The organism is Blattabacterium cuenoti (genome assembly GCF_014251655.1).
In the GTDB taxonomy this organism is placed as follows: domain Bacteria; phylum Bacteroidota; class Bacteroidia; order Flavobacteriales; family Blattabacteriaceae; genus Blattabacterium; species Blattabacterium cuenoti_I.
Map to the genome: position 1 here is coordinate 143,764 of NZ_CP059225.1, position 22,790 is coordinate 166,553.

General features: G+C 26.9%; 16 protein-coding genes. 13 read left to right on the forward strand and 3 right to left on the reverse strand.

The window, feature by feature from the left end; genetic code table 11:
* Nucleotides 1-159 precede the first annotated feature (159 nt).
* From thrA to thrC, 3 genes are read left to right on the forward strand one after another with little or no spacing between them, the layout of a single operon-like run.
* Nucleotides 160-2,607, forward strand: coding sequence for a bifunctional aspartate kinase/homoserine dehydrogenase I (gene thrA / locus H0H63_RS00690; protein WP_185858639.1), 2,448 nt, complete (start codon nt 160-162; stop codon nt 2,605-2,607).
* Nucleotides 2,608-2,618: 11 nt separating this feature from the next.
* Nucleotides 2,619-3,581 carry a homoserine kinase gene (locus tag H0H63_RS00695; protein WP_185858640.1) on the forward strand — a complete coding sequence of 321 codons (963 nt, stop codon included), beginning with the start codon at nt 2,619-2,621 and terminating at the stop codon, nt 3,579-3,581.
* An 11-nt stretch (nt 3,582-3,592) separates the two neighbouring features.
* Nucleotides 3,593-4,918, forward strand: a complete 1,326-nt coding sequence (gene thrC / locus H0H63_RS00700) for a threonine synthase (RefSeq protein ID WP_185858641.1) — start codon at nt 3,593-3,595, stop codon at nt 4,916-4,918.
* 17 nt (nt 4,919-4,935) lie between these two features.
* On the opposite strand, the gene H0H63_RS00705 is transcribed toward thrC, so the two are convergent.
* Nucleotides 4,936-5,730 carry a thymidylate synthase gene (locus tag H0H63_RS00705; RefSeq protein WP_185858642.1) on the reverse strand — a complete coding sequence of 265 codons (795 nt, stop codon included), beginning with the start codon at nt 5,728-5,730 and terminating at the stop codon, nt 4,936-4,938.
* Nucleotides 5,731-5,792: 62 nt separating this feature from the next.
* Between H0H63_RS00705 and H0H63_RS00710 the strand changes: the two genes are divergently transcribed.
* Genes H0H63_RS00710 through H0H63_RS00720 form a run of 3 tightly spaced genes read left to right on the forward strand, consistent with a single transcriptional unit; the run spans nt 5,793 to nt 7,783 of the window.
* Complete coding sequence (locus H0H63_RS00710; protein ID WP_185858643.1) at nt 5,793-6,734, forward strand: ribose-phosphate diphosphokinase; 942 nt, start codon at nt 5,793-5,795, stop codon at nt 6,732-6,734.
* Nucleotides 6,734-7,333, forward strand: coding sequence for a 50S ribosomal protein L25 (locus H0H63_RS00715; protein ID WP_185858644.1), 600 nt, complete (start codon nt 6,734-6,736; stop codon nt 7,331-7,333). The genes H0H63_RS00710 and H0H63_RS00715 overlap by 1 nt, the downstream gene beginning before the upstream one ends.
* 30 nt (nt 7,334-7,363) lie before the next feature.
* Nucleotides 7,364-7,783, forward strand: coding sequence for a nucleoside deaminase (locus tag H0H63_RS00720; protein ID WP_185858788.1), 420 nt, complete (start codon nt 7,364-7,366; stop codon nt 7,781-7,783).
* Here H0H63_RS00720 and H0H63_RS00725 read toward each other — a convergent pair.
* Nucleotides 7,775-8,422 carry a DedA family protein gene (locus H0H63_RS00725; protein WP_185858789.1) on the reverse strand — a complete coding sequence of 216 codons (648 nt, stop codon included), beginning with the start codon at nt 8,420-8,422 and terminating at the stop codon, nt 7,775-7,777. The genes H0H63_RS00720 and H0H63_RS00725 overlap by 9 nt on opposite strands.
* A 270-nt stretch (nt 8,423-8,692) precedes the next feature.
* On the opposite strand from H0H63_RS00725, the gene aroB reads away from it, so the two are divergent.
* Nucleotides 8,693-9,769: a 3-dehydroquinate synthase gene (aroB, locus tag H0H63_RS00730; protein WP_185858645.1), complete on the forward strand. Its 1,077-nt coding sequence runs from the start codon at nt 8,693-8,695 to the stop codon at nt 9,767-9,769.
* Nucleotides 9,770-9,824: 55 nt separating this feature from the next.
* Nucleotides 9,825-12,269, forward strand: coding sequence for a DNA gyrase subunit A (gene gyrA / locus H0H63_RS00735; protein ID WP_185858646.1), 2,445 nt, complete (start codon nt 9,825-9,827; stop codon nt 12,267-12,269).
* Nucleotides 12,270-12,278: 9 nt separating this feature from the next.
* On the opposite strand, the gene H0H63_RS00740 is transcribed toward gyrA, so the two are convergent.
* On the reverse strand, nt 12,279-14,411 hold the full coding sequence (locus H0H63_RS00740; RefSeq protein ID WP_185858647.1) for a carboxy terminal-processing peptidase: 2,133 nt from the start codon (nt 14,409-14,411) through the stop codon (nt 12,279-12,281).
* A 71-nt stretch (nt 14,412-14,482) separates the two neighbouring features.
* On the opposite strand from H0H63_RS00740, the gene surE reads away from it, so the two are divergent.
* The 5 genes from surE (at nt 14,483) to H0H63_RS00765 (ending at nt 22,781) form a co-directional block, all read left to right on the forward strand.
* The gene (surE, locus tag H0H63_RS00745) at nt 14,483-15,286 is read left to right on the forward strand and encodes a 5'/3'-nucleotidase SurE (protein WP_185858648.1); all 804 of its coding nucleotides are present in this window, start codon (nt 14,483-14,485) and stop codon (nt 15,284-15,286) included.
* Between the two features lie 4 nt (nt 15,287-15,290).
* Complete coding sequence (gene ruvB / locus H0H63_RS00750; RefSeq protein ID WP_185858649.1) at nt 15,291-16,256, forward strand: Holliday junction branch migration DNA helicase RuvB; 966 nt, start codon at nt 15,291-15,293, stop codon at nt 16,254-16,256.
* Between the two features lie 74 nt (nt 16,257-16,330).
* Nucleotides 16,331-17,629: an adenylosuccinate synthase gene (locus H0H63_RS00755; RefSeq protein WP_185858650.1), complete on the forward strand. Its 1,299-nt coding sequence runs from the start codon at nt 16,331-16,333 to the stop codon at nt 17,627-17,629.
* 5 nt (nt 17,630-17,634) lie between these two features.
* On the forward strand, nt 17,635-19,071 hold the full coding sequence (gene purB / locus H0H63_RS00760) for an adenylosuccinate lyase (RefSeq protein ID WP_185858651.1): 1,437 nt from the start codon (nt 17,635-17,637) through the stop codon (nt 19,069-19,071).
* A gap of 20 nt (nt 19,072-19,091) precedes the next feature.
* Nucleotides 19,092-22,781 carry a phosphoribosylformylglycinamidine synthase gene (locus H0H63_RS00765; RefSeq protein WP_185858652.1) on the forward strand — a complete coding sequence of 1,230 codons (3,690 nt, stop codon included), beginning with the start codon at nt 19,092-19,094 and terminating at the stop codon, nt 22,779-22,781.
* The last annotated feature ends 9 nt before the right edge of the window (nt 22,782-22,790 follow it).

Below are 22,790 nucleotides of genomic sequence, written 5' to 3' on the forward strand. Positions count from 1 at the left end.
TTTAAAGTTATGAAATATTATATTATTTATAATACATGATTTTAAAATGATAAAAATTCATATATAAAAACACGTCTCCATAAATTAATCATTATTTTTGTAATCATCTTTTTTATATAATGGAAAAATTGTTTTAATGTTTTAAAAAATAATTAAAAAATGCAAGTTTTAAAATTTGGAGGAAGTTCCGTAGCTCATTCTGACGCCATTAAACGTATTTGTTCTTTATTGAAACAAAAACCAAAAGGAAGGTATGCTATTGTCGTATCTGCATTAGGAAATGTTACGGATCAATTAATACAATGTGGGGAACTAGCTTCTGAAAGAAAAAATATTTATAAAAATATATTAGAAGAAATAGAAATTCGTCATTTGAATATCATCAGAGAATTATTTCCAATTACTGATCAAAGTCATTTAATTAGTTGGATTAAAAAAAATATAAATGATTTAGAAAGCTTATGTGATGGAATTTTTCAAGTAGAAGAACTTTCTAAACGTTCTCTAGACAAAATCATGAGCTTTGGAGAATTAAGTTCTTCTTTTCTCATTGCAGAAAAATTAAAACAATCTGGTTTAAACGCAATTTGTAAAGACAGTAGAGATTTAATCATGACCAATTCTCAGTTTGGATGTGCACAAGTAGACTTTATTACAAGTAATCATCATATTATTCAATTTTTTAGAGAAAAAACATATGAATATATTGTTTTACCAGGTTTTATAGGTTCTACTTTAGAAAATGAAACAACTACTCTTGGAAGAGGAGGATCTGATTATACTGCATCGATATTAGCTGCAGCTTTATCCGCAAATTTATTGGAAATATGGACAGATGTTAGCGGAATGATGACAGCTAATCCAAAAATTGTGAATCAAGCTTTTCCTATTAAGGAAATTTCTTATGAAGAAGCAATGGAATTATCACATTTCGGAGCAAAAGTAATTTACCCCCCTACGATACAACCTGCTATGAAAAAAAATATTCCTATACAAATTAAAAATACTTTTTCTCCCATAGATCCTGGTACCTTAATTTATATTAGTAAAAATACTAATATTAATCAACCTGTAACCGGAATATCTGGAATTCAGAATATGGCTTTACTCACTCTTGAAGGAAGTGGAATGGTAGGAGTTCCTGGATATTCTAAACGATTATTCGAAGCTTTATCACGTGAAAGAATCAATGTTATATTTATCACTCAAAGTTCTTCAGAGCATTCAATTACTACAGGTATTCATGAAAGGGATGTTACAAAAGCAAAAGTAATCATAGATAGTGAATTTTCCCAAGAAATACATCAAAAACGTATTGATCCATTAAGAATAGAAAAAGATCTTTGTATTATCGCAGTAGTAGGAGATAATATGAAAAATTTACATGGAACTAGTGGTAAAATGTTCTCTTCTTTGGGAAGAAATAGTATTAATGTTAGGGCTATAGCACAAGGTTCTACTGAAAAAAATATATCAGCCGTTATTAGAAAAATTGATTTTAAAAAAGCATTAAATACTTTACATGAAGCTTTTTTTGAAAGTCCACCAAAACAAATCAATCTTTTTATTTGTGGAGTTGGAAAAGTGGGAAGTAAATTATTAGAACAAATAGATCAACAAAAAAATTACTTATTGGAAGAATTAAAACTTCAAGTTAGAATTATAGGATTAGCTAATAGTAAAAAAATGTATTTTAATAATCATGGAATCCATTTAATTCATTGGAATAAACTTCTGAAACAAGAAGGAAAAAAAATGAACATATATTCTTTTATGGGAGAAGTGTGGAAATTTAATCTCCGAAATAGCTTGTTCGTTGATAATACGGCTAGTGAAGAAATGGCTATGACTTATGATAAATTTTTAAAAAATGGGATTGGTGTTATCACTTGCAATAAAATAGCTTGCTCATCTAATTATGAACATTATAAAAGATTGAAAATACTTTCTAGACATTTTAAAGCTCCTTTTTTATTTGAGACAAATGTAGGAGCTAGTCTCCCAGTTATTAGTACATTAAATGATCTCATCAACAGTGGGGATAAAATCAATAAAATAGAAGCAGTATTATCAGGTAGTTTAAATTTTATATTCAATCATTTTATAGGAAAAAAATCCTTTTTAGAAGTAGTACAAGAAGCTCAATCAAAAGGATATACAGAGCCTAATCCTTGTATTGACTTAAGTGGATTAGACGTCATGCGAAAAATACTTATTTTAGCAAGAGAATGTGGAGCTCCATTAGAACTAAGTGATATTCGTCATAAATCCTTTCTTCCTGAAACTTGTTCGAAAGCCACTTCTATAAATAATTTTTATAAAAAATTAGATGAATATAGAGATTATTTTTTTCAAATAAGAGATGAAGCAGAAAAAGAAAAAAAACGGTTACGTTTTATTGCACGTTATGAAAATGGAGAAGCTTCTGTGGGATTAGAATCTATTAAAGAAAACCATCCGTTTTTTCATTTAGAAGGAAAAGATAATATGGTTTTATATAATACATATCGTTACTCTGAACAACCTCTTATTATCAAAGGAGCGGGAGCTGGAGCAGAGGTTACTGCATCTGGAGTTTTTTCAGATATTATTAAAGCTACTAAATAAAAATCATGAACATGAAGGGGATAAAGATTTTTGCACCAGCTACTGTGGCTAATCTAGCTTGTGGGTTCGATGTAATTGGATTAGCTTTAGATTTTCCAAAAGACGAAATTTTTCTATATAAATCAAATAATCCAGGAATAAGAATCAATAGAATTGATGGGGCTTCATTGCCTAATGATCCAAAAAAAAATGTAGCTTTTGTCGCTTTACAATTTTTATTAAGTAAGTATCAACAAAAACAAAAATTTGAAAGATTTGAAAGAAAAAAAGAAATAGGATTTGAAATAGAATTAATAAAAAACATTCATCCTGGAAGTGGAATAGGATCTAGTGCCGCTAGTGCAGCTGGAGTCGTTTTTGGAGCTAATATTCTTCTAGGAAACCCTTTTAACACTAGACAACTAATACGTTTTGCCATGGAAGGAGAACGTGTAGCAAGTGGAACCGCCCATGCCGATAATGTTGCTCCTGCTATTATGGGAGGATTAACTTTGGTAAGAAGTTATAAGCCTTTAGATATTACTAGATTAAATGTACCTAATGAATTATGGATTAGTATAATCCATCCACAAATTGAAATAAGAACATCAGATGCAAGAGAAATATTAAAACAAAAGATATTAATGACCGATGCTATCCGACAATGGGGAAATATAGGAGCATTAGTAGCAGGACTATATCAAGAAGATTATGGATTGATAAGTAGGTCACTAGAAGATGTTATTGTGGAACCTATCCGAGCTATGCTTATTCCATCATTTTATGAATTAAAAATAAAATGTAAAGAAATAGGAGCTTTAGGAGGAGGAATATCTGGTTCAGGCCCTTCTGTTTTTATGTTGAGTAAAGGAAATCATACAGCTAAAAAAGTCACTGAAGTAATGAATCTCGTTTATTCTCCACTAAAAGTAGACTATAAAACTTACACTTCTCCTATTAATAGAAAAGGAGTTAAGTGGTCTAAAATTATTTAAATAAAATAAATATGTTGTATCATAGTTTAGAAAATCGTTATAAAAATCTAATATCTTTTGAAGATGCTGTATTAAAAGGGTTATCTCCAGATGGTAGTTTATATATTCCGGTATCTATTCCAAAATTAGATACAAAATTTATTCATAAACTTAAAAGTTATGATATTGATACAATTGCTATGTCGATTATAAGTCCTTATATTGGTAAATCTATTCCAGAGGAAGTCATTTATCGCATTATTCATAATACTTTAAATTTTTCTTTTCCATTGAAAAAAATTCATGATCATATTCATGTATTAGAACTTTTCCATGGCCCTACTTTAGCTTTTAAAGATCTAGGAGCTCAATTTATGGCAGAATGTTTAAGTTTTTTTTCAAGAAAAAAAGAAAAAAATGTAACCGTTTTAGTAGCGACTTCAGGAGATACTGGAGGAGCGGTAGCTAAAGGATTTCATAAAAAAACAGGAATAGAAGTTATAATTTTATATCCATATAATGGAATAAGCTGTTTGCAAAAAAAACAAATTACTTCTCTAGGAGACAACATATTAGCTTTAGAAATTCATGGAAATTTTGATGATTGTCAAAATATGGTTAAAAAAGCTTTCCTCGATAAGGAAATCCAAAAAAAATACATATTAACTACTGCTAACTCTATTAATATATCCAGATGGCTTCCACAAATGTTTTATTATTTTTTAGCTTATAGACAAATAAAAATAGAAAATCCTATAGAATTAATTTTTTCAGTTCCTAGTGGAAATTTTGGTAATATTTGTGCAGGAATGATGGCTGAAAAAATGGGATTACCAATAAAATTTTTTATTGCTTCCACAAATATTAATGATACTATCCCTAGATTTTTAAAATCTGAAAAATATCATCCTTATTCAGTAAAAAAAACTATATCAAATGCTATGGATATAGCTAATCCAAGCAATTTTTCTAGAATATGGAGTTTCTTATATAAAAAAAATATGTATCAATTAAGAAAAAAACTATGTTCTTATCAATTTACAGATGAAGAAACATTATCTATTATAAAAACGGTATGGAAAAAATATAAATATATTCTTGATCCTCATGGAGCTATCGGTTATTTAGGATTAACACAATATCTACAAGAAACTAAAAATAATTCGTCCAAAACAGCTATATTTTTAGAAACTGCTCATCCTATTAAATTTGCAGATCATATACCACCTTTTTTACGAAAAAAAATTATTATTCCTAATAAATTGAAACTTTTTTTAGAAACGAAACATAAAATAAAAAAAACATCATTATCCAATAATTTTAATATTTTTAAAAGTTGGTTACTAGAAAGAAAGTAAAATGAAAATAAATTCAATCAAATAGCCACATTACCCTTAATATGAGGATAAGGTTTATAGTTTTTCAATTGAAAATCTTCAAAAGAAAATTCAAAAATATTTTTTATCTCAGGATTAAGAATTACTTTTGGAAGTGATTTTGGAATTCTGTTCATTTGAATTTTTATTTGTTCTATATGATTATTATAAATATGAGCATCCCCTATTGTATGTATAAGTTCCTTTCCTTTTAAATGGAGTACTTGAGATAACATAGTGAGAAGTAAAGCGTAAGATGCTATATTATAAGGAAGTCCTATGAAAATATCAGCACTTCTTTGATATAAAAGTAATGATAATTTTTTTTCAAAAGCATAAAATTGAAATAGTAAATGACAAGGAGGTAATGCCATATTTTTAATCATTCCTACATTCCAAGAAGAAACTATTAATCGTCTAGAATTAGGATTCAATTTTATTTCTTCTATAAGATTTGTTATTTGATCAATAGAATGTCCATCGTAAGTAGGCCATTTTCTCCACTGTAATCCATATATAGGTCCTAGTTCTCCATTCTTATCAGACCATGCATTCCAAATATTAACTTTTTTATCTTTTAGATACTGTATATTTGTATCTCCTTTTAAAAACCATAGTAATTCATAAATAATTGATCGTATATTCAATTTTTTGGTAGTTAGAAGAGGGAATCCTTTTTCTAAATCAAATTTCATTTGATATCCAAATATACTTATTGTTCCTATTCCAGTGCGATCTTTTCTTTTTATCCCGTTTTTTAATACATGTTTTAATAAATTTAAGTATTGTTTCATAATGATAAAGTTGTTTCTTTTTTAAGTTTAAGAGTATTTTTGTACAAAAAAAAAACATAATTATGAGTCCAAAGGTTCTATTTTTTTCTACAAGAAGTGGTTTAAAATTATCGGAAAATATAGCTTATTATTATGGAACTTTCCTTGGAAAGGTACGATTTTTAGAATTTAGTGATGGAGAATATACTCCTTATTTTGAACAGTCTGTTCGTGGATCACAAGTATTTTTGATTGGTTCTACTTTTCCTCCAGTGGATAATTTAATGGAATTACTATTGATGTGCGATGCTGCACGTAGAGCTTCAGCACATAAAATTACACTTGTTATTCCATATTTTGGATGGGCGAGACAAGATCATAAAGATCAACCTAGAACTCCTATTGCTGCAAAATTAATAGCAAACTTAATGGTCGCTTCAGGGGCTAACAGAGTAATGACTATGGATTTACATGCAGATCAAATTCAAGGATTTTTTGATATCCCTGTAGATCATTTATATGCATCTAGAATATTTATTGATTACATAAAAGGGTTAAATATAGATCAATTAACCATTTCTTCTCCTGATATGGGAGGAGCAAAAAGGGCGAGAAGTTATGCTGGTTATTTAGGAACAGATGTAGTAATTTGTTATAAAGAAAGAAAAAGAGCAAACGAAATAGAATTTATGAATCTTATAGGAAATGTAAAAGGAAAAAACATCATACTTATTGATGATATGGTTGATACTGCAGGGACCTTAACAGAAGCTGCTAATTTGATAAAAGAAAAGGGGGCTAGAAGTGTACGTGCTATAGCTACTCATCCAGTTTTATCAGGAGAATCTTATGAAAAAATAAATCAATCAGAACTTGAAGAATTAGTGGTTACAGATACTATTCCTATAAATAAAATGAAATTTAATAATAATAAAATAAAAGTTTTATCTTGTGCTCCACTTTTTGCAGAAGTAATGCAATCAGTACATAACGATGAGTCTATAAGCAATAAATTTATTATATAATGAAATATGTAAATATATTCGGAGAAAAAAGAAATATTGGAAAAAAAGCAGTTCTTTCCATTCGGAATTCCGGAAATATTCCATGTATTTTATATGGAAAAAAGATAAATATTCCATTTTCTACTTCATTAGAAAATTTAAAAAAAATAGTGTATGCAACAAAAGTACATGGAGTTATTATTCAAATAAAAGGATATAAAAAAAATATAAATGCAATACAAAAAGAAATACAATTCGATTCCATTAAAGAAAAAATATTACACGCTGATTTTTGTGAAATTGAGGAACTAGAACCTATTACATTGGAAATTCCTATGAGATATTTAGGAAGACCTATCGGGTTAGCTAAAGGTGGTGAATATTATTCATCTATTAGAAAACTAAAAGTAAAAGCTTTACCTATTCATATTCCGGAATATATAAAATTAAATATTAGTTCTTTAGATATAGGAGATAGAATAACGATTAAAGATTTATATAATGATCAATATACTATATTACATCCTTCTCATACTCTGATAGCAAGAGTAAAAAGATCTCGTATAACTAAAAATACTCAAGAAGAAAATATAGAAGATCAAGAAAAAAAAGAAAAATAAATAATGAATTTTATACAAGATCTATATTTTATGAATGTAGCTTTACAGGAAGCTTTTATTGCATTTCATAAAAACGAAGTTCCTATAGGGGCGGCCATGATATATGAAAATATAGTTATAGCAAAAGCTCATAATTTAACTGAAACTTTAAATAATATTACTGCACATGCAGAAATATTAGTGATTAATTTAACTTCTAATTTCCTTAGAAAAAAATACATTAGAGAATGTACTTTATATGTAACTGTAGAACCATGTATTATGTGTGCAGGAGCTTTATTTTGGTCTCAAATAGGAAGAGTCGTTTGTGGAGCTTCCAATAAAAAAGGATTTTTGTATTCTGGGGTAAAATTACATCCAAAAACTGAATTTTTATCTGGTATTCTTAGAGATCAGTGTAAAAATTTGATACAAAAATTCTTTATCGTTAAAAGAAAAGAATTAAATTAATGCTTTCTTTTTTATTATTAGTTTTAAGATAACTGGTAATGTTGTCGTAAATATAATCAATAAAATAATCCATTCTAGATGATTTTTCAATTCTGGAAAACGTTTATCTAAATAATGTCCTGCTAACATAATAGAAAATGTCCAAGTGAGAGCTCCAATAATATTATATATCATAAATTTTTTAAAATCAATACGGATAGCTCCAGCAATGATAGGAGCAAATGATCTAAACATGGGAAGAAAACGACTCATGATCAATGCTGTTGTTTTATACTTATTATAAAATATTTTTGCCAAAATAAGATGTTTCTTTTTAAAAAAAAAGGAATCCTTTTTTTTATACAATAATTTCCCTGATTTATATCCTAGCCAATAGCCTTGTATATTCCCAAGAACCGCTACAATTGCTACAATTAGTATAATGATAAAAAAAGGAACATTATAAAAATTTTTAGATAGATCTTTTCCAAAAATTCCGGCAGTAAATAATAGAGAATCTCCTGGTAAGAAAAACCCAATGAAAAAACCTGTTTCTGCAAAAACAATTGCTAATAAAATAAACAAAGCCGTATTTCCAAAATATAGAAATATCCATCTAGGATTGAACAAATGTTGTACAATATCCCAAAAATCTGACATTTTACAAAAATGATAAAATAAAACAAATTTAAATATTTCCATTTCTTATAAAAATGTTAAAATAGATTTATTTTCATATTTTTTTTTTTAATTTTATACATGCAATATTTATTCAAATTTATTAATATTTTAGGATGGATTCCTAATATATTTTTTTTAATAGTAAGTTTTATATTTTTAATTTTTTGGTTATATCAAATATTTCATTTTATCGATTAAATAATAAAAATTGGTTAATTTTGTTGAATAAATCCGAATACATGATATGAAATGAAAATGAAAGATAATGCAAAATTCATATCTTTTAATAAAGAAGCCTATGAAGGACTGAATAATTATCTATTGAATCAAGTAGATTCTATAAAAAATACATTTATTCTAGTAGATAATAATACTTATAAATATTGTATTCCTATTCTATTTTCTCGCATAGATTCTTTTAAAGAATCTAATATCATTAATATAAATCCAGGAGAAGAAGAAAAAAATATTTATACATGTATTCATGTATGTAAAACACTGGAAAAATTAAAAGCAAATAGAAAAAGTTTAATAATAAATTTAGGAGGAGGAGTAATTACAGATATTGGAGGTTTTATAGCTTCTATATTTAAACGAGGTATTCGTTTTGTTAATATTCCTACAACTTTATTAGGGATGGTTGATGCTTCTATAGGATACAAAACAGGAGTGAATTTAGATTCTATTAAAAATGAAATAGGATCTTTTCATATTCCAGAATTTTTAATTATTGATACACATTTTTTAAAAACACTTCCTAAAAAAGAAATTTATTCTGGAATAGCTGAGATGTTAAAACATGGATTGATAGCAGATAAAAATTTTTGGGAAGATCTTAATCATATAAAAAATATCACAAATTTAGATATTATTCAATGGAATCGTTTCATTCATCAATCAATATTAATTAAACAAAAAATTGTAGATCAAGATCCTAAAGAAAATGGATTAAGAAAAATCCTGAATTTTGGACATACTATTGGACATGCATTGGAAAGTTATTTCATGAATAAAAATAAAAAAATTACACATGGGGTAGCTGTAGTCATGGGGATGGTTTGTGAATCTTGGATTTCTTATAAAAGAAATGGATTATCTATAGATGATTATACAAAAATTAAATCTATACTTACTACACTATACCCCATGCAAAAAATAATTTATGATTTATCTGGTTTAGAAATTAAAAAAATATTGATAATCATGGAACATGATAAAAAAAATGAAAAAAATAAAATTCAATTTTCTTTATTAAAAAAAATAGGAAAATGTTCCTATAATTGTCAAGTTCCATATGATTTAATAAAAGAAAGTTTTTTTAAATGAAACATTTTTCCTTAATTTATTAAATTTTAAATCTTAAACGTAATGTTTATCAAAAATGAGTGAAGAAGAAAAATTGATTTTCATTAATATTGAAGACGAAATGAAATCATCTTACATAGATTATTCTATGTCTGTTATTGTATCTAGAGCACTTCCTGATGTAAGAGATGGATTAAAACCTGTACATAGAAGGGTTCTTTATGGAATGTATAAATTAGGAATTTTTTCTAATAGTTCTTACAAAAAATCGGCTCGTATTGTAGGAGAAGTATTGGGAAAATATCATCCCCATGGAGATATTTCTGTTTACGATACTATGGTTAGAATGGCTCAAAAATGGACTCTTCGTTATCCATTAATAGATGGACAGGGTAATTTTGGTTCAATAGATGCAGATCCTCCTGCAGCCATGCGTTATACAGAAGTAAAAATGAAAAAAATATCTGAAGAGATGTTATTAGATCTAAAAAAAGAAACGGTAGATATGCAATTGAATTTTGATGATTCGTTAGACGAACCGGTAGTTTTACCAACACGGATCCCTAATCTTCTAATTAATGGATCTTCTGGAATTGCAGTAGGAATGGCTACTAATATTCCTCCTCATAATTTAAAAGAGACGATAAAAGCTATTTGTGCTTACATAGACAATAAGGATCTAACCATTGAACAGATCATGAAACATATTAAAGCTCCAGATTTTCCTACAGGTGGAATTATTTATGGATATGATGGAGTTAAAAACGCTTTTTATACCGGAAAAGGACGCATTATTTTACGTGCAAAAGTTCATTTAGAAGAAATTCAGGGAAGACAATGTATTATAGTAGATGAAATTCCTTATCAAGTCAATAAATCTGATATGATAGCTAGAACCGTAGAATTAATGAAAGAAGGAAAAATGGATGGAATATATCAAATTCGTGATGAATCGGATAGAAACGGATTACGTATAGTTTATATTTTAAAACAGAACATAAATTCTAATATATTGTTAAATAAACTATTTCAGTATACCTCTCTACAAACTTACTTTCATGTTAATACTATAGCTTTAGTAAACGGAAAACCAGTTCAGTTAAATATTAAAGATCTTATTCAGCATTTTGTAGATCATAGACATAATGTTATTATTCGTCGTACAAAATATGAATTAAAAAAATGGAAAGACCGTGTTCATATTTTAATGGGTTTTTTTAAAATATTAGATCATTTAGATCTTATGATTCAATTGATTAAACAATCTATAAATCATCATGATGCTTGTAATCGTTTAATCCAAAAATTTAATATATCAGAAATCCAATCTAAATCTATTTTAGATATGCGTTTACAAAGTCTTACTTTTTTAGAATTAGATAAACTTAAAAAGGAGTATAATGATCTAATAGAGAAAATAAAATTTTTTCAGAATATTTTAACTCAGTATTCTATAAGAACTCAAATTATAAAAGAAGAACTTTTAGAAGTCAAAAAAAAATATCAAGATTCACGTAGAACAAAGATTGATTATTCAGGTAATAATAAAGTCCATATAGAAGATTTAATTGAAAATGAACAAGTAGTTCTTACTATATCTCATGCTGGATATATTAAAAGAACCTCATTATCAGAATATAAGAGACAAGGAAGAGGAGGAATAGGAAATAGAGGAGCAACTGCTAGAGAATCAGATTTTTTTAAACATTTACTTATAGCTACTAATCATCAATATCTTCTCTTATTTACAGAAAAAGGAAAATGTTTTTGGTTAAGGGTGTATGAAGTTCCAGAAGGATCTAAAATTTCTAAAGGAAGAGCTATACAAAATATGATTCGTCTTCAACAAGACGATAAAGTCAACGCTTATATATTAACTGGAGACCTTACTAATAAAAAATATGTTAAAGATTATTACGTAATGATGGTAACTCAAAAAGGAATTATTAAAAAAACTTCTTTAGAGAATTATTCTCGTCCTAGAAAAGATGGAATTAATGCAATCGTTATTCGTAAAGGAGATTCCTTGTTAGAAGCTCTTTTAACTAAAGGAGAGAGTCATGTTTTTGTTGCTGTAAAAAGTGGAAGAATCATTCGTTTTTCAGAAAAAAAAGTTCGTTTAACTGGTAGAACATCTTCTGGGGTCATAGGAATTAATTTTACAATGAAAGGAGATATGGTAATTGGAATGATATGTGTAAAAGGAAAAGAAAAAGGCCACTTATTGGTAGTTTCTGAAAAAGGATTTGGAAAAAGATCTCGTATAGGTGATTATCGTATAACTAATCGTGGCGGAAAAGGAATAAAAACAATAAATATTACTCAAAAAACAGGAAATTTAATGGCAATCAAACATGTCACTGATCAAGATGATCTAATGATTATCAAAAAATCAGGGATCATTATCCGTATTCCTATCTCTGATATACGAGTCATGGGAAGAACTACTCAAGGGGTTAGATTAATAAATTTAAAAGAAAATGATGCTATTGCTGATGTTGCTAAAGTTTATCTATTATGAGTTTTCATGTTATGAATTTTCATTAAAATCTCGTAAAATATTGACACATTCTGATACAGAAAAATCTTTTTTCAAATTTTTTTTCCATTCTGTTTCCTCTATATTATTTGTATTAAAAATGATTTTATAAGAAGGAGAACAAACTTTTAATCCGTATGTATTTAAATAATCTTTTAGTTTATGAAATTTTTTGTTTCTTCTTTTTATTTTTAAACTGTCATAAAAGAATTTTCTCCAATTCAAATAAAATTTTTTTTCATTATAATTTTTCTTTTCTAAAGATTGTATAGTTTGATAAATTACTATGAAATCCTTGTTTTTTTTATTCATACGTTTGATACTTTTATACTTAATATTTTCTAAGTCTTTTTTTGTATTCCAATAATGAAAAGGAATAGGATCTACATGATCCCAATTCATAGAATTAGGTAGATTTTTTTCCATGAATTTTAAAAATATATAATTTATCTGATTTGGAATTACTATGTCTGAATGAACGCCCTTTAATTGAGTCGAACTTCCATTTACACGATAAAATTTATTAGTAGTAAGTTTTAAAGCCCCCAATTCTTCATTAGAAAATAAAAATCTATTTAATGGATAAACAGATTGGATCGTTCCTTTTCCATATGTTTGATGACTACCAACAATAATTCCTCTTTTATAATCTGCTATAGCTGCAGCAAGTATTTCAGAAGCAGAAGCGGATAATTCATTTACAAGAATTACAAGAGGTCCTTTCCATAATATTTTATGATCATGATTTTTTAGTATTTTTTTGTTTTTTTGAGATTTACCTATTTGTACAATAGGAACTTTTCCTAAAAAAAATCCTGTAATTTCTATTGCAGTATCTAAAGATCCCCCTCCATTGTTTCTTATGTCTATAATCAGCCCTTTTATATTTTCTTTTTTTAATTTTTGAATAATTAATTTCATATCTTTAGCCGCATTCCTTCCTTTTTTATTTTCAGGATTAAAATAAAATTCAGGTAAATAAATAAACCCATATTTATTTTGATTTTTATTATCTATAAGTAAAAAACTTTTTGCAAAAGTTTCTTTGTTTTCTATCACATCTCTAGTGAGAATAACTTCTTCTATAGATCCATTCTTTTTCTGAATGGTAAGTTTTACTTGACTTCCTTTTTTTCCTTTTATCAAACGAATAGAATGTTCTAACAACATTCCTACGATATTCTTAGATTCTGAATCTATATTTTTTGCTACTCGTATAATTTTATCTCCTATTTCTATTTTTTTGTTTTTCCATGCAGGTCCTCCAACCATTAGTTTTCTAACGGTAGCATATCCTTTATCATCTTGCAATTCAACTCCTATTCCTTCTGTTTGTCCCGATATATTTAAATCAAAAATTTCTTTATCCCTAGGAGATAAATAATTAGTATGAGGATCATATTCTGAAATAATACTGTTTACATAAATAGAAAACCAATCGGATTTTTTCCTCATTTTTAATTTTCTAAAATATTCTTTAATGGATTCTTGAACTTTTTTTCTCGATTTATTTTCTTCATTTAAAAATGCTTTTTTCCAAATTTTTTCTCTCGATAGATTTAACTTTTTTTGTTTAATGGAATCTATTATTTCTAATAATGTTAAATATTTCAAATATTTTTTCCATTTTTCAATCCATTCTCTTTTATTTTTTGGATACAACAATTTTTCTTTTCCAAGGAAATACGTTTCTTTTTTATTAAAATCAAAAGGTATTTTTAGTATTTGATAACATATCCATTCTACTTCTTTAATTCTATGATAAAAGCGTTTGATGATAATATTAAAAAAAGTAGGATCTCCATCGATCCAAAAATCATCTATTTTGTTTTTGTATACAGAAAGATATTCTATATCCTTTTGAAGGAAAAAACGTTTTTGATTATCTAATTTTTCAAAATATTTATTGTATACTTTTTGTGAAAAATCATTATTGATAGAAATAGGATTTGGATGTAAAAAATGAAGTGTCTTATATATTGTTTTTAATATTATACGATGTTTTTCTTGTTCTCTATTCTTACTATTAGTATTATGATTAGTATTAGTAGTAGGAAGACCAAAACTAAATAAAAAAATAAAACTAATTATTATGTAGTGAAGTTTTTTTATTTTAAGATTCACAATAAAATAATGATGTTTGAGTTAAAAATAATAGTAAAATTATATTATATAAATAGATTTTTCAAAAAAAAATGAATAAAAAACCAATTATTTTAGTAACAAATGATGATGGGATTCTAGCTCCAGGAATTAGAACACTAATTCATATCATGAATTCTTTAGGAGATGTCTACGTTGTAGCTCCAAATAAGTCTAAATCTGGAGTAGGACATGCAATCACTATGAATAGTATATTATATTGTGATTCTGTAAAAATTGATAATGGAAATCAAAAAGAATGGGAATGTTCCGGAACACCAGTAGATTGTGTAAAATTAGCTATTCATAATATTCTACCAAAAAAACCGGATATTTGTGTATCCGGAATAAATCATGGATCTAATTCGTCCATAAATATCATGTATTCTGGAACGGTTTCTGCTGGTATTGAAGCTGGAATAGAAGGAATTCCATCTGTTAGTTTTTCTCTATTAGATTTTGATTGGAATGCCGATTTTGAACCATCAATAAAATATGTATGTAAAATTGTGAAAAAAATTCTTTATAATACTATTTCAGATAAAATCATAACTCTAAATGTAAATATCCCAAAATTGGAAAAAGATAAAATAAAAGGAATTAAAATATGTAGACAATCAGAATCTAAATGGAAAGAAAGTTTTGATAAACGATATACTCCGAAGGGAAGAGTTTACTATTGGTTAGTAGGAGATTTTGTCAATTTTGATCAGGGAATGGATACAGACGAGTGGGCATTAAACAATGGATATATATCTATTGTTCCTATTCAATTTGATTTTACCAATTATTCTATATTAAATATTTTAAAATCCTGGAATTTGGTATTATTTTATTTATTGTGTTTAAATATATAAACTTGTGTCATTTTTTTTAGAAAAATCTTTAAATCCCAAAAAAATTCAAGATTTTGTTGGACAACAGGATATATTAGAAAATATAAAAATTTTTATTCAAGCCGCTAAAATAAGAAAAGATGCTTTAGATCATATCTTATTTCATGGACCTCCAGGGTTAGGAAAAACAACACTGGCTCATATTGTAGCTCATGAATTATGTGTAAATATCACTATCACTTCAGGATCCGTTTTAGATAAACCAGGAGATTTAGCTGGATTACTTATTCATTTAAAATTAAATGATGTAATTTTTATTGATGAAATTCATCGTTTATCTCCAATAGTTGAAGAATATTTGTATTCTGCTATGGAAAATTACAAAATAGATATTATTATAAATTCTGGATCTAACGCTAAATCAGTACAGATAGATTTATCTCCTTTTACCTTAATAGGAGCAACTACAAGATCTGGATTATTAACAGCTCCTATGCGATCTAGATTTGGTATCAATTTTCGTCTTAATTATTATGAAAAAGAATTATTAAAAAGTATTGTGAATCGAAGTGCAAAACTATTAAATATTCCAATAACGGAGGAAGCTTCTTATGAGATTGCAAATAGAAGTCGTGGGACTCCTCGTGTAGCCAATGCTTTACTTCGGAGAATTCGTGATTTTGCGCAAATAAAAGGAAATGGAATTATTGATATCGACATATGTAATTTAGGATTAAAAGCTCTAAATGTAGATAAATATGGATTAGATGAAATGGATCATAGAATTCTTTTATCTATTATAGATCACTTCAAAGGAGGACCTGTAGGAATTAATACTATAGCTACATCTGTTAATGAAAATTCAGATACGATAGAGGAAGTATATGAACCTTTTCTTATCCAAGAAGGATATTTGTTGAGAACACCTAGAGGACGAAAAGCTACGAAATTAGCTTATCAACATATGAAACGAAATTTTCAAAAAAAATAGAATGAAATATTTTTTATTATCTGTTTAATAACAATTAACTTTGTTGACAAAATGTATTAATTATATATAAAATCATGCCTTCAAATGTTATTGTAGGACTCCAATGGGGTGATGAAGGGAAAGGAAAAATTACAGATTTACTTTCTAAAAATTCAGATTATGTCATTCGTTATCAAGGAGGAAATAATTCAGGTCATTCTATTCATATTAAAAATAGGAATTTTATCCTTCATTTAATTCCTTCCGGAGTTCTTTATTCTTATGTAAAATGTATTGTGGGCCCTGGAGTTGTTGTTGATCCTAAATCTTTTATTCAAGAAATACGTGATTTAGAATCCATAGGAATTAATACTTCTAAAGTTTTTTTAGCAAAAAGAGCACACATAACCATGCCTTATCATCGATTACTAGATCTATATAAAGAAGAATATTTAGGAAATAGATCCATTGGAACTACTCATCGTGGAATAGGTCCTACTTATGAAGATAAAATAGGACGTATGGGAATACGTGCATTAGACTTTTTGGATCTAAAAGATTTTTCTAAAAAATTAAAATATAATATAGATTTTAAGAATAAAATTATTACAAAAATTTATAAAAAAAAACCAATCATTTTTGAATCTATTTATGAAGAGTATATAGAATATGCAAAAATTCTTTCTGATCGTATCATAGATGCTGTTTATGAAATTCATGATGCTTTTCGTAATGAAAAAAAAATTTTATTTGAAGGAGCTCAAGCTATGTTATTGGATATAAATTATGGAACATATCCATATGTAACTACATCCTCTACTTCTACAGGAGGAGTATGTACAGGATGCGGGATCCCTCCTAATTTTTTAAAAAATTTTATAGGAATCACGAAAGCATATTGTACACGTGTAGGGTATGGGCCTTTTCCTACAGAAATTGTAGATAGAGTCAGTGCCATTATACGAAAAAAAGGAAATGAATATGGAGCAACTACAAAACGTCCTAGACGATGTGGTTGGTTAGATTTAATCGCTCTTCAATATTCTTGTATGATAAATGGAATCAATTATTTAATTATTACAAAATTAGATGTATTAAGTGAATTAGAAGTTATTAAAGTATGTATCGAATATGAATGTAAGGGAAAAATATTAAAAAAATTTCCATTAAATCTAGATCAAAATATTATAAAGGGAGTTTATATAGATTTTCCTGGATGGAAAATAGATATATCTCATATTCATGAATACAAAAATTTACCGGATAATTGTAAAAAATATATTAAATTTATTGAAGATTATCTAAGTTTAGAAGTATTATTAATTTCTGTTGGTTCTGAAAGAAATCAAAATATCATTAAAAATAAATCTTCATTTTTTAAAATTTTTTCTTAAAAATTGTGAAAAAATATAAAAATCCTTTAATAGAACGATATGGTAGTACAGAAATGTTATATAATTTTTCTCCAGAAAAAAAGTTTATTACTTGGAGAAAATTATGGTTATTTTTAGCAGAAATCCAAAAAGAATTAGGATTAAATATTAGCAAAGAACAAATAGATGATTTAAAAAATAATTTATGTGATATCGATTGGAATCGAGTTTCTTTTTACGAAAAAAAATTTCGTCATGATGTCATGGCACATTTGTATGCTTTTGGAGAAAAAGCTACTATAGCTAAATCTATTATTCATTTAGGTGCTACAAGCGCCTTTTTAGGAGATAATACAGATCTTATTTTAATTCGTGATGGATTAGAAATATTAATGAAAAAATTAATTAATCTTATTTTTAGAATAAGAAATTTTACTTTAGAATATCATCATCTACCTACTATAGCTTATACTCATTATCAACCTGCTCAGTTAACAACTGTAGGAAAGCGTTCTGCTCTTTGGATCCAAAGTTTACTTTTAGATCTAGAAGAATTAGAGTTTAGATTAAAAAATATTCATTTTAGAGGAGTAAAAGGAACAATAGGATCAGCCGCCAGCTACAAAGAATTATTTCATGGAAATTTACAAAAAGTAAAATATTTAGAAAAAAAAATATCGAATAAATTCGGATTTAAAAATGTTTTTTCTATTACAGGACAAACTTATGATAGAAAGGTAGATTCTCAAATGTTAAATTTATTATCTAATATTTCTCAATCTTCTCATAAATTTAGTAATGATTTGCGTTTATTACAAAATTTGAAAGAAATGGAAGAACCTTTTGAAAAAGAACAAATTGGATCTAGTGCCATGGCGTATAAACGTAATCCTATACGGTGTGAACGGATGGCTTCTTTAGCAAAATATGTTATTTCCTTATCCAATAGTCCTGCTATAGTTGCATCTACTCAATGGTTAGAACGAACTTTAGATGATTCTGCCAATAGAAGACTGGTTATCGCCCAATCATTTTTGGCAACGGATGCAATATTAATGATTTGGAATCATATATTAGAAAACATAGTTGTTTATCCTAAAATAATTGAAAAACATATACAAAAAGAACTTCCATTTTTCACTACTGAATCTATTATTGTAGAATGCGTAAAAAACGGATACGATAGACAAGAAATTCATGAAAGAATACGAATTCATTCTATGGAAACGATATCAAAAATGAAATTAGAAGGAAAGGAAAATGATTTTATAAAAAGAATTTTACATGACCAGAAAATACCAATTCAAGAAGAAAAAATAAATCAAATACTAAATCCAAAAAATTTTATAGGGTTTTCTTCAGAACAAACTTTGGAATTTATTGATACTAAAGTTAATCCTATATTAAATCGGTTTCATCATTTAATTGATTCTGATATATCAAGTATGGATAAAAAAGTTTAATTCATGGATAATATCGAATAATGAATTTCAGAATTTATATACAAAAAAAAAACATTTTTTCTATTGATTCTATCAAACTATGCAGAGAGTTAAAAAATAATATGAATATTTCATTATCTGATATTGTTATTTATTATGTCTATGATATTTTCCATATACATAAAAAACTTTTTTTAGAAAGTTTATCTACAATTTTTTATGATCCTGTAACAGATATTTTACATAAAAAAAAACATTTTCATAATCCATATTTTTATTTTCCTTCAAAAAACGATAATCGTGCAAACGCAGCTATGCAATGCATTCGTGTTTTAGATAATACAAAAAAATATTCTACTAATCTAAAAATAAAAACTGGTCAATTGATTGAATTTATTGGAATCAATAAAAAACAGGATTTTGATAAAATTAAAAAATATTATTGTATGGATTTAAATTCCAATCATCCATTGAAAAAAAGAAATAATATTTTTGATCATTTTATAAATTTTTCTCATAAAAAAATGGAAAAAATTCATAAAATATATAATCTATCTATAGATATTCATGATTTATTATTTGTCCAACAATATTTTATTCAAGAAAAACGGAATCCAACAGAAGAAGAATTACGAATTTTAGATGTTTATTGGTCCGATCACTGTCGTCATACAACATTTTATACTACACTCACCAATATATCTTTTTATGGATCATTAAAAAATACATATCAAAATATTTTTAAAAAATATTTAAAAGATAGAGATTTAATAGGAAGATCAAAGCTTCCTATCAATTTCATGGAAATATCTAGTCTTCCTGCTATGATTTTATATAAAAAAAGGAAATTAAAAAATTTTTTTTTATCTAATGAACAGAATGCATGTATGATTATGATAGATGTAGATATTATAGAAAATAAAAAGAAAGAAAAATGGTTTTTATTATTTAAAAATGAGACCCATAACCATCCTACAGAAATTGATCCTTTTGGTGGAGCTTTTACTTGTATAGGAGGGGCCATTAGAGATCCATTATCTGGAAGAGGTTTTGTTTACCAAGGAATAAGGTTAAGTGGAGCTGCAGATCCTACAAATTTAAAAACTTTGAAAGGAAAAATACCACAACCTAAAATATGTTTTGAATCAGCTCATGGTTATAGTTCTTATGGAAATCAAGTAGGATTATCGACAACTCATGTACATGAAATTTATCATGAAGGATATAGAGCAAAAAGAATGGAAATCGGAATGGTTATTGGAGCAGTTCCAACTGATTTTGTAAATCATAAAAAACCAGAAAAAGGAGATATAATTCTATTAATTGGTGGATTAACAGGAAAAGAAGGAATAGGAGGTGCAACTAATTCTTCTAAGGAGTATGATCCAAAGAATAACATAGAGCAAAAACAAAAAGGAAATCCAATAATAGAAAGACAAATTCAAAGATTTTTTAGAAAAAAAGAAGTGATATCTATCATAAAAAAATGTAATGATTTTGGTGCAGGAGGAGCTGCCGTAGCTATAGGAGAATTAAGCGATAGCTTGATTCTTTATCTAGATAAAATTCCTGTTGTCAAAAATTCCAATTTAAATGCTATAGATATTGCTCTTTCCGAATCTCAAGAACGTATGGCCGTAGTATTAGATCCAAAACATTTAAAAAGATTTATTCATTTAGCTCGAAAAGAAAATTTGAAACCAATTCCTATAGCTGAAATAACTGATAATAAACGTATCATTTTCTCTTATAAAGGAAAAAAAATATTTAATGTAAAAAGTTCATTTTTGAATACAAGAGGATCTCATAAAGAAAAATATGCTTGTGTGAATTCCCCTACTTTTATTTCTCCTTTTAAAAAATCAAAAAAATTTTTATTTAGCAAAATAACATTTTTAGAAACACTTACTAAATTAAATATAGCTTCTCAAAAAAGTTTAGTAGAAATGTTTGATAGTACCGTAGGTGGGACTACAGTTTTGATGCCTTTTGGGGGTCAGTATCAAATAACTCCATCTGAAGGAAGTGTACAAAAAATTCCTGTATTAAAAGGAACTACGAATACGGTTAGCTTAGCTTGTTGGGGGTTTCATCCTGAAGTATCCACATGGAGCCCTTTTCATGGAGGAGCTTATGCTATTGTAGAATGTATTTCTAAAATTGTTTCTATGGGGGGTAATTATAAAAATATCTATTTTAGTTTTCAAGAATATTACCAAAAATTAGGTAATGATCCAGAAAATTGGGGAATCCCTTTCTCTGCTTTATTAGGAGCTTATCATGCTCAGATGTCCTTAGGTTTAGTTTCTATCGGAGGAAAAGATTCTATGTCTGGAACATATAAAAATATACATGTTCCTCCAACATTTGTTTCATTTGGAGTATCTATAGGTTCATGTTCAAATATTATTTCTCCTGAATTTAAAAAAGTAGGAAATAAAATATATTTATATTATCATCGTTCGTTAAAAAATGAAATGCCAAATTTTGATTCTATAAAAAAAGCTTACGGTCAAATTTATAAATGGATTTGTTCCAAAAAAATTATTTCCGCAAAAACCATCAAAGACGGAGGAATTTCTGTTGCTATTGCCCAAATGTCATTTGGAAATGGGTTAGGAGCAGTGATTAATTGTAAAGAGCATTTACTTGAAACTAACATAGGTTCAATCATTATAGAATCTTCATCTTATCTATCCGCAGATAATTTCATTCTAATAGGAGAAATAGTTTCTTCTAATAATTTAAATTTTAATGGAATATCTATTAATATTAATCAATGTATAAAAAATTGGGAAAAAACTTTTAATCCTATTTTTTCTTATAATGAAATTAGTGAAAAAGAAAATGTTCAAATAATAAAAACCAAAAAACAAACAGTACAAAAAGAAAAAAATTCAAAAATATGGAAATGTAAATATACATATAAGAAAAACGTCCTACCACGTGTTTTTATTCCTATATTTCCTGGAACAAATAGTGAATTTGAATCCATTCGTGCATTTGAAAAAGAAGGTTCGATAGTGAATTCTTTTGTATTTAAAAATTTGAATAATAAGGATATTATAGATTCTATATTTCATATTAAAACGTATATAGAATCTTCACAAATATTTATGCTTTGTGGAGGATTTAGTGCTGGAGATGAACCAGATGGATCAGCTAAATTTATTGTATCTATATTGCATAATTCATATATTAAGGATGCTATTCAACATTTTCTTGATAAAGATGGATTAATATTAGGAATTTGTAACGGATTTCAAGGATTGATAAAATCTGGTTTATTACCTTATGGTAAAATTTGTTTTAGGAATCATGAATCTCCTACATTAACTTATAATAAAATAAAAAAACACATATCTCAATGTGTTCATATAAAAGTGATCTCCGATCAATCTCCGTGGTTACAAGGAATGAAAAACAAAGTATATACTCTTCCCATATCTCATAGTGAAGGTCGATTTTATGCTAACCAAAAAATAATAAATAATTTATTCAATAAAAATCAAATAGCGACACAGTATGTAGATTTAGAAGGAAATCCTAGTTTAAAAAGATTATATAATCCGAATGGTTCGATTGGATCTGTTGAGGGGTTATTAAGTGAAAATGGAAAAATTTATGGAAGGATGACTCATCCAGAACGTTATGATCATGGATTACTCAAAAATATACCTAATGTTCACGAACATTCTATTTTTAAAAACGCAGTACAATATTTTTTATAAAAAATTAAA